9 protein-coding genes are annotated in these 12,609 nt (G+C 58.6%); 1 reads left to right on the top strand and 8 read right to left on the bottom strand.

Translation table 11 applies throughout. From position 1 onward, the window contains the following. Positions 1–119: 119 nt before the first annotated feature. Positions 120–2,585, bottom strand: coding sequence for an ATP-dependent Clp protease ATP-binding subunit (locus VK574_RS00935; RefSeq protein WP_472797901.1), 2,466 nt, complete (start codon positions 2,583–2,585; stop codon positions 120–122). A gap of 329 nt (positions 2,586–2,914) precedes the next feature. Beyond that, positions 2,915–3,706 carry an ABC transporter ATP-binding protein gene (locus tag VK574_RS00930; protein ID WP_472797900.1) on the bottom strand — a complete coding sequence of 264 codons (792 nt, stop codon included), beginning with the start codon at positions 3,704–3,706 and terminating at the stop codon, positions 2,915–2,917. 322 nt (positions 3,707–4,028) lie between these two features. Between VK574_RS00930 and VK574_RS00925 the strand changes: the two genes are divergently transcribed. Further along, positions 4,029–4,862 (top strand): hypothetical protein, encoded by an 834-nt coding sequence (locus tag VK574_RS00925; protein WP_472797899.1) that lies wholly within the window; start codon positions 4,029–4,031, stop codon positions 4,860–4,862. Here VK574_RS00925 and VK574_RS00920 read toward each other — a convergent pair. From VK574_RS00920 to VK574_RS00895, 6 genes are all read right to left on the bottom strand, one after another. Continuing rightward, positions 4,859–6,295: an NCS1 family nucleobase:cation symporter-1 gene (locus tag VK574_RS00920; protein WP_472797898.1), complete on the bottom strand. Its 1,437-nt coding sequence runs from the start codon at positions 6,293–6,295 to the stop codon at positions 4,859–4,861. The genes VK574_RS00925 and VK574_RS00920 overlap by 4 nt on opposite strands. A 441-nt stretch (positions 6,296–6,736) precedes the next feature. Then, on the bottom strand, positions 6,737–8,134 hold the full coding sequence (gene hydA / locus VK574_RS00915) for a dihydropyrimidinase (protein WP_472797897.1): 1,398 nt from the start codon (positions 8,132–8,134) through the stop codon (positions 6,737–6,739). A gap of 115 nt (positions 8,135–8,249) precedes the next feature. Next, positions 8,250–9,671, bottom strand: a complete 1,422-nt coding sequence (gene preA, locus VK574_RS00910) for an NAD-dependent dihydropyrimidine dehydrogenase subunit PreA (protein ID WP_472797896.1) — start codon at positions 9,669–9,671, stop codon at positions 8,250–8,252. Further along, the gene (locus VK574_RS00905) at positions 9,664–10,992 is read right to left on the bottom strand and encodes an FAD-dependent oxidoreductase (protein WP_472797895.1); all 1,329 of its coding nucleotides are present in this window, start codon (positions 10,990–10,992) and stop codon (positions 9,664–9,666) included. Before VK574_RS00905 ends, preA begins: the two co-directional genes overlap by 8 nt. A 100-nt stretch (positions 10,993–11,092) precedes the next feature. Next, the gene (locus tag VK574_RS00900; protein ID WP_472797893.1) at positions 11,093–11,962 is read right to left on the bottom strand and encodes a nitrilase-related carbon-nitrogen hydrolase; all 870 of its coding nucleotides are present in this window, start codon (positions 11,960–11,962) and stop codon (positions 11,093–11,095) included. A 157-nt stretch (positions 11,963–12,119) separates the two neighbouring features. Further along, positions 12,120–12,599, bottom strand: coding sequence for a nucleoside deaminase (locus tag VK574_RS00895; RefSeq protein WP_472797892.1), 480 nt, complete (start codon positions 12,597–12,599; stop codon positions 12,120–12,122). Between the last annotated feature and the right edge of the window lie 10 nt (positions 12,600–12,609).

Raw genomic sequence — 12,609 nt, 5'->3', positions numbered from 1 at the left:
ACTGCTTTGCTTCCATCACATAACCCGGCTCGGGGCGAAAGAAGGTCGGATGTTGGCAAATCGAAAATGAAAACCCCCGGCTGGTTGGCCGGGGGTGTCGGTGGGTCCTTAATTGTTGGTTAAGCGCTGTAGAGCAAAATACCTGCTGGCTTCTCTTCGGTCGCCGTTTCGTCCGAGCTTACCGGGCGATAGAAGAGTTGATTGTTTTGGAGGTAGACCTCGAGGAACGCGGGCCGCTGCTGAATCTGTCCGGCGATAAGCGCTTCCGACAGAGGATCCTCAACGTAGCGCTGCAGCGCGCGGCGCAAAGGACGCGCACCATAGCTGCGATCACCTAGGGTCTTGTCGAGGATCCACTTCTTGGCTTCCTCGGTTACAGAGATGGTGATGGCCTTCTGCGCCAGGTTGTTGTTGAGCTGCTGCACGAGCAGTTCGACAATCTGGATCAGGTCGGCGTCAGACAAGGACAGGAAAAGAATGACCTCGTCCAATCTGTTCAAAAACTCTGGATTGAAGGTCTTCTTGACCTCCTGCTTTACCAGCTCTTCCACCTTGTCGTTGACCAGGTCTTCGCGGTCGCTCTGGAAGCCGAGTCCCTGCTTCTTCTGCAGGTGCCGTGCGCCAATGTTCGACGTCATGATCAGGATGGTGTTCTTGAAGTCGACTGTGTTGCCAAGTCCATCGGTCAACTGGCCGTCTTCAAACACCTGCAGCAGGATGTTAAATACATCCGGATGCGCCTTCTCGATTTCGTCAAGCAGGACCACGGAGTACGGCGAGCGCTTGACCCGTTCGGTCAACTGGCCGCCCTCTTCGTAGCCCACGTATCCCGGAGGCGAACCGATCAGCTTCGACACCGAATGCTTTTCCATGAATTCCGACATATCGAAACGGATAAGCGCCTTGTCCGATCCAAACAGGAAGTTAGCGAGAGTGCGCGCCACTTCCGTCTTGCCCACTCCGGTTGGCCCGAGGAACAGGAAGCTTCCGATCGGCCGCGCAGGTGACTTCAATCCAGCCCTGGAACGGCGAATCGCGCGCGCGAGTGCGGAGATTGCTTTCTCTTGAGAGATGATGCGCTTGTGGAGTTCTTCTTCCACGCGCAGCAACTTCTGCGTCTCCTCTTCCTTGATGCTGGTAACCGGAACCCCTGTCCAGCGGCTGACCACGTCTTCGATGTCTTCGCGGCCAACGATGCCGGCAGCGGAGTCATCGAGGTGGTATTTGTCACGCAGGGCGCGTAGGTTTTCGCGCTCCTTGCGCTCCTCATCGGAGTAGAAACGGGCTTTCTCGAATTCGTGATTCGCAATGGCCGAATCCATCCGGTGCACGATGAACTTGATCCGCTTCTGGACTTCGGTGATCTCCTCAGGCAGCGAGGTCTGGCGTAGCTTTACGCGCGCGCCGGCCTCATCGATCAGGTCGATAGCCTTATCGGGCAGGAAGCGATCCGGGATGTAGCGATTCGAGTGCGACACGGCGAACTCGATGGCTGCATCGGTGTAGCTGACCGCGTGGAATTTCTCGTAGCGATCCTTGATGCCGTTGATGATCTTGATAGCGTCCGCTTCATTCGGCGGCGGCACCTTGACAGCCTGGAAGCGCCGCTCCAGCGAACGATCCTTCTCGATCGACTTACGATACTCCGCCGGCGTGGTTGCGCCAATGCACTGAATTTCTCCGCGAGAGAGAGCCGGCTTGAGGATGTTGGCCGCATCGAGCGAGCCTTCTGCCGAACCTGCTCCAACTAATGTGTGCAATTCGTCGATGAAGATGATGGAATTCTGATTCTCCATCAGCTCTTTCATGATGGTTTTCAGGCGCTCTTCAAACTGGCCGCGATATTTAGTGCCGGCCACTATGAGAGAGAGATCCAAGGCAAGTACGCGCTTGTCCGCCAGGAAGCTCGGAACTTCGCCGTCGGCAATGCGCTGTGCCAGGCCTTCGACGATGGCCGTCTTGCCCACGCCGGGTTCGCCGATCAGCACTGGATTGTTCTTCGTGCGGCGGCAGAGAATCTGGACAACACGCTCCAGTTCGCCATCGCGACCCACCAGCGGATCAAGTTGTCCGTCCATAGCCGCCTGAGTCAGGTCGCGGCTGAACTCGGCCAGCAGGCTTGATTCCCGCTGCCGTGCTTGCTGCGGAGCCTTTTCCTGCGTTACACGAGCAAGCTCGTCGCGAATCTGCGCCAGCTTGAGGCCGCGCTCCTGCAAAATCTCCGACGCAAAGCACTTCTCTTCGCGCAGCAGGCCCAGCAGCAGATGCTCTGTACCGATATGTTTATGGCCGAGTCGCTCGGCCTCCTCGGCTGCGTAGGCCAGGACCCGCTTGCACTCGTTCGAAAGCGGTAGGTCGACAGACGTCGACACCTTCTCCCGAATCGTCGTGTGCGCCTCAATCTGTTTGCGGATCGACTCCACCGAGGCATGCGAACGCAAAAAGCGATTGGTTAACGCCTTGTCCTCGCGCAAAAGCCCCAGCAGCAGGTGCTCGGTCTCGATATAGGGCGAGCCAAACTGGCTGGCCTCATATCGCGCGAAAAAGATAACGCGTCGTGCCTTCTCCGTATAGCGTTCGAACATATTGTTTCTCCTCTTGCAGCAGGCTTGCGGTAGCAGTGGCCGTCCGATTTCTCGGCATCCCCAACGACCAAGACCTGTCGCTGGAACCCGCGATCGGCTTCAGCCCAACTCGCCGTGCCCTTCTCTTAACTAACGCTGCCGGTGGCCCCGGAAAATCTCTAAACTGCCCCGAACAGCTCTTTTGGATGGACCGGATTGCCCGACAACTGTTCCGGTCGCCCTGGAGTTCTTCCTCCTCAAGCACCCACCCACCGCTCGTGCGCCCGGATTGCAATTCCAGGCCCACCTATACAATCAGACTCAAAAACCAGCCGGAAAGGTGCTTTTCCTTAGCCTTTGCCGGGGTGAAGTCCCGCTCTGGAAGGGAATTCCATCGCGTGAAGGCGCCCGCCCTCCAGGCGCAGAGTCCGCGTACACCGCGCGGCCAGATCCAGGTTATGAGTCACCAAAACCGAAGTGAGCCCATGGGTTACGTGCAACCGTTCCAGAAGATCGAAAACGCGTCCTGCGGTCATTTCGTCCAGATCGCCAGTAGGCTCATCGGCAAGAAGCAGCCGCGGGTTGCCAACCAAAGCCCGGGCCAGAGCCACGCGCTGTTGCTCTCCCCCTGAGAGCTCTCCCGGCCGGTGCTCGCTGCGGTCCTCCAAGTCGACCTCCCTAAGCCAATTGGATGCAGTATCTAGCGCCTGACGGCGGCTAATTCCGCGAGCCAGCAACGGCATCGCCACGTTTTCGGCCGCTGAAAACTCCGGCAACAGGTAATGAAATTGCCAGACATAACCAATCTCGCGGTTACGAAAGGCTGCGGCCTCCCGAGCGATGAGAGTTGCCACGTTCGTTGAAGCGCAGTGTACAGTGCCTGCAGTCGGCGCATCAAGAGCACCCAGAATGTGCAAAAGTGTGCTCTTTCCTGCTCCCGATTGCCCAACGATGGCAATCAGTTCGCCGGTTGCGATTGTTAAATCGAGCCCATGGAACAGGGTCAGCGCTCCGCGGGCCGTGCGATATGTCTTTTCGAGATTGCGAACCTGGATGATGGGTGAACTCTCCTGCGCCCGCAAGTTCGACTCCCGCATGAAGCGGAGAGCCGGGTCGGCAGCCGCTGGAGTAGTTTGAAGCATTCGTTCCAACTATCTTATCGCGAAGAGCAAACAGAAAGTCATTGCCAAAGTCACATCCGTTCGCATTGGAGTAACCCTTTTTGCGGTGTCGTCATAAAGCAGGGTGCACCGCCACAACAATTTGCGGTCGCTGCAATCCAGTTCCGGCCCCGTCGAAGCTCCACAAGTGATCTTGATCCTTGCCTCGCGTCACGTCCTCACATGCCGATAAAAGGCATTGGGCACCCCGATGGTCCGTTCAAGTTCCAGGGAGGTAATCCAAACCAGGTGCCATCGGTCACAGAGTTCTGCTCTGAGACTCTGTAGAAACTTGAGTAGGCCTATGCGTGCCCATCGCTTCTTCTCGATTGTGATGCTGATTGCGCTCGCTGCGATCAGTTCCATCGGCATGCGCGCGCAGCAGTCATTCAGCGAGCACAACAGCGCCATGGCATCTCTCCAACCGGCGTTCATAACGCCACTGGTAGCGCCCGACCCTCGCCTCGTTCAGTACGATCGTTTCTCCGCCTCGCACGAATACACTGCGGCCGGAACAGAGACGGTGAACTACGGCAACGGGAAAGGCGGCGGCATTATCGCCGGGAAACATTTCGAACTTGATTTCATTCCGCCGCCCTACGTCCAGCACAACAGCTCCGCCGACGATGGTTTCGGAGATACGTCAGCGCTGGTGAAGTACCGCATCGCATCTGGCAACGCGGAACATGGGAACTTCGCGGTCGCCGCGATTCTCGGTCATTGCTTCGCAACCGGAAGCCACAAAAACGGAGCGACAACGGACTCCTACAGCCCAGCGCTCACAGCCGGCTACGCCTTCCGGCGCCGGTTCGACGTCATCTCCTCGCTCGGCGGCACTTTGCCCACCAGCAAAATCAACAGCCAGGGAAGGTCAATTGCCTGGAACGCTTTGGCGCAGGCTCACGCCACGCCGCATATCTGGTTCGAGTTGGAGAACAACTCAACTTTTTATTTCGCAGGCAGTCACGACGGCAAGATTCAGAACTTTGTCACGCCAGCGGCCTTTTACGTTGTCCGGCAAAAGGGCTGGAAGCCGACTCATCCGTTCTTCATCGTCGACACCGGCATGCAGATCGCCACGTCCGGCTTCCACACCTACAATCACAACCTGATCACCGAAGTGCGCGTCCTCTTTTAGTCAGCATCGCTCCGCGATCCTGCCGACTCAAATGCCGGCGCGCTCCCCGCAACCGGCGCGGCAAGCTTCATCAATGCGACATAAATGGCGCCCGCCGTGAAGAAGCCGACAAACCATGCATAGTCGTACAGGAAATGCAGCGGCTTTACCGCTTTCCCCACCAGCGCGAAGGCAACGCCAATCACCAGCGCTAAAATCGCGCGCGGATTGATTCCACGCGTGTAGTGGTAAATGCCTTCCGAGTGGTAAAGAGAGTTCAAGTCGAGCTCGGTTTTACGAATCAGAAAATAATCGGAAACCATTATGCCAGCAACCGGACCCAACAGTCCCGAGTAGCCAACGAGCCAGCCAAAGATGTACGCATCCGGAGTGGCCAGCAGCTTCCACGGGCACATCGCAAGCCCCAGAAATCCGGTAATCAACCCGCCGGTTCGAAAGCTGATGAGCCGCGGATAGAGATTCGAAAAATCATTCGAAGGCGAAACAACGTTAGCGCCGATGTTCACATTCAACGTTGCAATCAGGATTGCAATCAGCGCAATGAACGCAACCACCGGCTGATGAAATGCGCCGATGAGCTCGATCGGGTTCCAGATCGGCCGCCCGAACAGCACCGTCGACGCCGACGTCACCGAGATTCCGACGAAAGTGTATAGCGTCATCGCCACCGGCAGCCCGAACGCCTGCCCGTAAGCCTGCGCATGCTGCGACTTCGAGTAGCGCGTAAAGTCCGGAATGTTCAGCGCCAGCGTAGCCCAGTACCCCACCATCGCCGTCAGTGATGGGAAAAAGACCGCAAGAAACTCACTCGTGGAATGAAACTGACTCGGCGTCGACAGCATCGACCCGAAACTGCCCGCCTTGATCCGCACCCATATCAGCAGCGCCGCAGCCATGATGAACATGAAGGGCGCGCCGAAGGCCTGCAGATGGCGAATCGATTCGACCCCGCGCCACACAATCACCATGTTCAGCAGCCAGAACAGCAGAAAGCACGCCCACTTTGCAAACGCCGATCCGGCAGCGCTCGGCCAGATCACGGCAAGCATTGAGTGAATCGCTGTCCCGCCGATCCACGACTGAATGCCGAACCATCCGCACGCCACGACAGCGCGCAGAATCGCCGGCAGATTCGCGCCGCGCACCCCAAACGGCGCGCGAATAAACACGGGAAACGGAATCCCGTAGCGCGTGCCGGCATGCGCGTTGAGCAGCATCGGAACCAGCACGATGAGGTTCCCTAGCAGCACGGTGCCAATCGCCTGCTTCCAGTCCATCCCCTTCGCGATCAGCGACGAGGCAAGCTGATACGTCGTAATCTCCATCGACATGGAAAACCACAGCGCGATGTAACTGTATGTGGTCCATGTGCGCTGCGCCTGCGTCGTCGGTGCCAGGTCGCGATTGGATAAAGTGGGATCGACTGTACTCAAGAGGCCTCCGGCGTGGAGATAGATATACAGCAAGGACGATGAGAAGGCGATATGGAAGTTGTTTAAGGTCGCAGAAAGGGTGATCAAGCAATGCTGCGGATAAAAGAATTCCGAACTTCAAATGGTTACGTTACTCGCCGACCGGATCACTCTGGACTGCTGGGTGGTGTCCATCCCATTCGAGAGCCCGCAGAATTCGATTGAGGATGAGCGCTGTGTCAGCTTGACCCACCTCCCTGGCCGGCACCGTCAGACACAACGAAGCGGGAAACAAACGATCATCCTCGTACCCGATCTGAAATATGCCGCGTTCATCAGCGTAGTTGACGGTCCTATGGCCGTAGGATACGGTGAATCCCCCGTCAGAGCTTATTCGACCGAAAACAAACCATCTTCGCTTGAACATTTTGTCTCTCAGCAACAGCAGTCAAATACACCATTTCATTTCCACGCCCCGCCGCGAGCCTCACGGCGCAGATATTGCCCACGGCCGGGAGTGCCGACGAATTTGCCGCCCGAGACGATCAGTTCCCCACGCGAATAAACGTCCCGCGCATTGCCGCGTACCTTGAATCCCTCAAACATCGAGTAGTCCACCCGCATGTGATGCGTTGCGGCGGAGATGGTGTGATGCGCTCCAGGATCCCACAGCACGAGATCCGCGTCACTGCCGGCTGCCAGCACGCCCTTCTTCGGATACATCCCGAAAATCCGCGCCGGAGCGGTGGAGACGAGTTCGACAAACCGATTCAGAGACAAATTCCCCTGTCCCACGCCGTGGTGATGGAGCAATTGCAGCCGGTTCTCTATCCCCGGGCCGCCGTTGGGGATCTTGGTGAAGTCATCTTTGCCGAGCGCCTTCTGGTCCTCAAAACAAAACGGGCAGTGGTCAGTCGAAACGACCTGGAGGTTGTCTTTGCGAAGGCCTTCCCACAACTTTGGCTGATTGCGTTTCTCGCGGAGCGGCGGCGTGAACACATACTTCGCGCCCTCCCAGCCCTTGTCCTGCATGTTGTCTTCGATCGAGAGCAGCAGATACTGCGGGCAGGTCTCCGCAAACGCCGGCAGCCCCCGATCGCGCGCTTCCCTCACTTGATTTAATGCGTCCTCGCTCGACAGGTGCACGATGTAGACAGGAACGCCGGCCATCTCCGCCATCGCAATTGCGCGATGTACCGCCTCCGCCTCGGCAACGGTTGGCCGCGTCAGCGCGTGATAGATCGGAGCGGTCTTTCCTTCCGCCAGCGCCTTCTGCACGATGACATCAATTACGGACCCGTTCTCCGCATGCATGCAGATCAGCGCGCCATTCTTCGCCGTCTGGCGCATAGCTTTGAATATTGTCGCGTCGTCGACCATCAGGACGTTGGGATACGCCATGAAGAGCTTGAAGCTGGCCACGCCCTCGCGCACCATGTCGTCCATGTCTTCGAGGCCTGCGTCACCGAGATCGGTCACGATCATGTGCAGCCCGTAGTCGATGCAGGCCTTGCCCTCGGCCTTCTTCCACCACGTATCGAGTGCCGTGCGCATCTTCGTCCCACGCGCCTGGATGGCAAAGTCCACAATCGTGGTCGTACCGCCAATGGCCGCCGCCCGCGTGCCGGTCTCGAAATCATCCGCGGACTTTGTCCCGCCAAAGGGCATGTCGAGATGTGTGTGCGCGTCGATGCCGCCCGGCAGCACCAGCAATCCCGAGGCATCGACAACTGTTTCCGCAGCGCTCGCCGGAATCCTCGCGCGCACTTCCTTGATGACTGCGCCGTCGATCAACAGGTCGGCTTTTATCGTTGAGTCCGCATTAACGATGGTTCCATTTTGAATCAGAACGGTGGACATGATCTATCACCTAAAGCCGTGCGCCGATACAAGAGAATGCAACTGCAGGTTCCTCCGCTCGCTACGCTCGGTCGGAATGACAAGGCTTATTGACCTGGGTGGTGACGGCACCAAGTCATGACCGCTGCGGTTCCACGGCGCACTCCGCGCCATGCGTGCGTTGATCCCATGTCTCCCCCGGAACCCCGTTATCCACGCGCACCATGGTGATGCAGTCGTCCACCGGGCACACCAGAGCACAGAGATTGCAGCCCACACATTCGGTCTCGTCCACGCGGGGAATCTTCGCGAGCGGAGTCGGAAACGGCCCATGGTTTGCCGTCGCCGCGGCCCGCTCCTTGCGCGTCACCGGCGTCGTCGCAATCGAAGTCCGCGTGCGTTCCTCGATAGCCGGTGGCGTCACATGCATCTCTGCCGGACCATCGACTGCGCCCTCGACGCGATCGAGATGGATGCACTGGTGCGCACCATCCCAGCAGGCAATGTGGCACAGGTCGCAGCCAATGCACGTCTGCTCGTTGATATGCGCAACAATCTTGTAATTCAGATTCAGGTGCTTCCACTCGGTCACCTTGGGCACGGAGAGACCGCGGAAATCGTCGAGGGTTGCGAAGCCCTTGGTGCGCATCCAGTTCTCGAGTCCCTCGGCCATGTCCTCCACTACGCGATAGCCGTAATGCATCACGGCAGTACACACCTGGACCGTACCGCAGCCCAGCAGTATGAACTCCACCGCGTCCTTCCACGTCCCAATGCCCCCAATTCCGGAAATCGGCAGCGCAGCTTCAGGGTCAGCCATGATCTGCTGCACCATGTTCAGCGCGATCGGCTTCACCGCTGGACCGCAATACCCGCCATGCGAGCTCTTGCCGTCCACATTCGGCCGTGGCACAAAGGTGTCGAGATCGATCCCTGTAATCGAATTGAGCGTGTTGATCGCCGACAGCCCGTCGGCACCACCGCGCTTCGCCGCGCGCGCAATCGTCCGAATATCGCTGATGTTCGGCGTCAGCTTTACCAGCACGGGCGTACGCGCCTTCTCCTTCACCCACGCGGTAATCATCTCGGTGTACTCGGGAACTTGTCCCACGGCCGACCCCATGCCGCGTTCGCTCATGCCGTGCGGGCAGCCGAAGTTCAGTTCGAGGCCGTCGGCTCCGGCGTCTTCTGCGCGCTGCACAATCTCATGCCATGCCTCGCGCTTTGATTCGACCATCAGCGACGCAATAATCGCGTGATACGGATAGCTCCTCTTCACTTGCGCCATCTCACGCAGGTTCTCTTCAACCGTGCGATCGCTGATGAGTTCGATGTTGTTGAGGCCCATCATGCGCATGCCCTGCCAGTCCGTTGACGAATAGCGCGAGCAGACATTCGTCACGGGCTCGCCGATCGTCTTCCACACCGCACCGCCCCATCCCGCATCGAACGCGCGCATGACCTGCTCGCCGCAGTTGGTGGGCGGCGCCGAAGCCAGCCAGAAAGGATTGGGCGCGTCGATTTTGCCGGCAAACCCGCGAACGCGAATATCAGGCATAAGCCGCCTCCGCGATCTTCAGGATGGCTCGCGCTGCGCGCTTTCCATCGGCAACTGCATCTACCACTTCCCTGCCTCCGTTGGCACAGTCGCCGCCGGCAAAGTAGCGCGAATTGCCGGTCTGTCCCGTCTCCGGATCGGTCACGATCGTTCCGCCACGCAATTCAATGCGGCGCAGTTCCTGAACCAGCTGCGCAAACGGAGACTGCCCGATCGCCGGAATAACGTAGTCGCATTCAATGGTGTAGTGCGATTCCGGAATCGGCAGCAATGCCTTGTCCACTTCGCTTACCTGCACCGTATCCAGCAACAGCCTGCCGCGCTCGTTCGCCCGGATCGCAAATGGCTGCCGCCGCCACAGGAACTGCACGCCCTCCTGCTTGGCGTGCTCGTACTCAAAGTCGAATGCCGACATGTCGCGCTCGCCCCGCCGATACAGCAGGTATACCGTCTCCGCACCCAGCCGTCGCGCGGCATTGGCAGCATCAATTGCCGTATTTCCCGCTCCAACCACAACCACCGTTCCGCTTAGTTCGCGAAGACGCCCGGTCTTATACGACGCAATAAACTCGAGGGCGTTCAGCACGCCCTTCTGTTCCTCGCCTGGGATATTCATGCGCTGCATCGCACCGAGGCCGACGCCGACAAAGATAAAGTCGAACTCCGACTCCAGCTCTTCCAGCGCGTCCGCGGACTCAATGGGTGTCCCGGTCCGGAACTCGACGCCCATGCGGCGAATCATCTCGGCTTCACGCAGGCTGTCGGCCGCGCGAAGCTTGTATTCCGCGACACCATAAGTATTGAGCCCGCCCAGCAGATCCTGGCGCTCAAGAATGGTGGCCCATGCACCGTGGCGGCAAAGCTCGGCTGCACAGGCCAGCGACGCCGGACCGCCGCCGATGCAGGCCACCTGCACATTGCGCGATCCGCGCGGAGCCGTCAACAGTTCTTCGCCCGTAGCCTCAAAGGAATCCATCGCGTGACGCTGCAAACGCGCAATCTGAATAGGTGCGTGGTTGTAGCGATGCATCACGCAGGCGCCCTCGCACAGCACCTCCACGGGGCAGGCCTTCGCACAGCTGGCGCCAAGAATATTCGCATCCAGAATCCGCAGCGCCGAGCCGCGAAGGTTTCCTGTACTGATGCGCTTGATAAAGCCGGGAACGTCAATATGCGTGGGACATGCGCCTGTACACGGCGCGTCAAAACAATTCAGGCAACGATTGGCTTCAATCACGGCAGCCTGCGGCTCGAGCGGCGGCTTGATGTCGCTGAATCGCTCGCGGAGCAGTAAATCGTCGGGAAGTATCGCGGTACTCATGAAGACCTCGGAGAAGCTCTCTTACTCTCTGCAATCCTTCTTTGGCTATTCTCTGCCGTCCTTCTATGGATTGACGAGGGTTTTCGCTATCAGACTCTTGTTAGGAGGCAACCAGCGGACCATACATGTCAGGCCGGCGGTCGCGAAAAAACTGCCAGGTTCGACGAACTTCCGCAATTTGTTCAAGATCGAGATCGGCAGTCAGTACCTCGTCCTTGTCGCGCGATGCCTGGGCCACAATCTGGCCCCGCGGATTGGCAAAGTAGCTCGAACCATAAAACTCACCGATGTTCCAGGGCGCCTCGGTACCCACGCGATTGATGGCCGCGATGAAATAGCCGTTGGCGGCTGCGTGCGCAGGCTGCTCCAGTTTCCAGAGATACTCGCTCAACCCTGCCACCGTTGCCGATGGGTTAAAGACGATCTCCGCCCCGTTCAACCCGAGGCAACGGGCACCTTCTGGGAAATGCCGGTCGTAGCAGATATAGACGCCGATCTTGGCAAAACCCAGGTCGAATACCGGATATCCCAGGTTCCCCGGCCGGAAATAGAACTTCTCCCAGAACCCCGGCGCGACATGCGGAATGTGCGTCTTGCGATATTTGCCGAGATAGGTCCCATCACTCTGCAGCACAGCGGCCGTGTTGTAGAAGATCCCTTCCTGCTCCACCTCGTAAACCGGAACCACCATGGCAATGTGCAGTTCCTTCGCCAGCTGTTGCATCAGTTTGACGGTCGGGCCATCCGGAACAGGTTCAGTGGTCTCGTACCACTTTGTTGACTGTTCAGCGCAGAAATAGGGCCCGTTGAAGATCTCCTGCAGACAGACGATTTGGGCCCCTTCGCTGGCCGCCTTGCGAATCAGCTCCAGGTGTTTGTCAATCATCGCCTTTTTCTGCGTCGCAAGCGGCTCAGTGGCAGCGACGGCATTGGAGGCCTGGATGATGGAACATCGAACGACGCGCGGCATTCGGCAGCGGCTCCCGGTGAAAACGTTATGAGTATTAGACGTTATCGCATGGAAGCGGCTTGGGCAAGAGTTCCGGGTTGGATCCAAAGCACTTCGACCCAGGCTTTCCTGAGAAGCGATACATCCTTGCCTCGACCCCGACCAGGTTGAAAATGGGCTAGTATTCGATCTTGTTGGGCGAAGCCATCCAGGCCGCAAAACTGGCCCAGGCCTCGTCACGCAGCAACTGCACTGCCGGCAATGACCGCTCCGCTGGATCCTTGCGAAACTCCTCATACAGATAGGCGTCGTCGAAACCCGCCTTCGCCGCGTCTTCAGCCGACGCCCCGTAAAAAACCGCATCCAGGCGCGCCCAGTGCGATGCGGCCAGGCACATGGGGCACGGCTCGCAACTCGTGTAAAGCTCACATCCGGCCAGCGAAAACATACCCAGAGCCTTGCACGCCGCACGAATTGCCGTCACCTCACCATGCGCCGTAGGGTCGTTCGTCGCCGTCACCATGTTCACGCCTTCGGCGATCACTTTCCCGTCGCGGGCAATCAAAGCCGCAAACGGTCCTCCGCGGCCTGAGGTCACGTTCTCCGCGGCCAGCGCAATAGCGCGGCGCAGAAATTCAAGGTTTGGCTGACGATTCATTCTGTGTTGC

The sequence above is a fragment of the Occallatibacter sp. genome, from assembly GCF_035317045.1.
Lineage (GTDB): Bacteria > Acidobacteriota > Terriglobia > Terriglobales > Acidobacteriaceae > Telmatobacter.
This window is presented reverse-complemented; position numbering and strand designations above follow the sequence as displayed.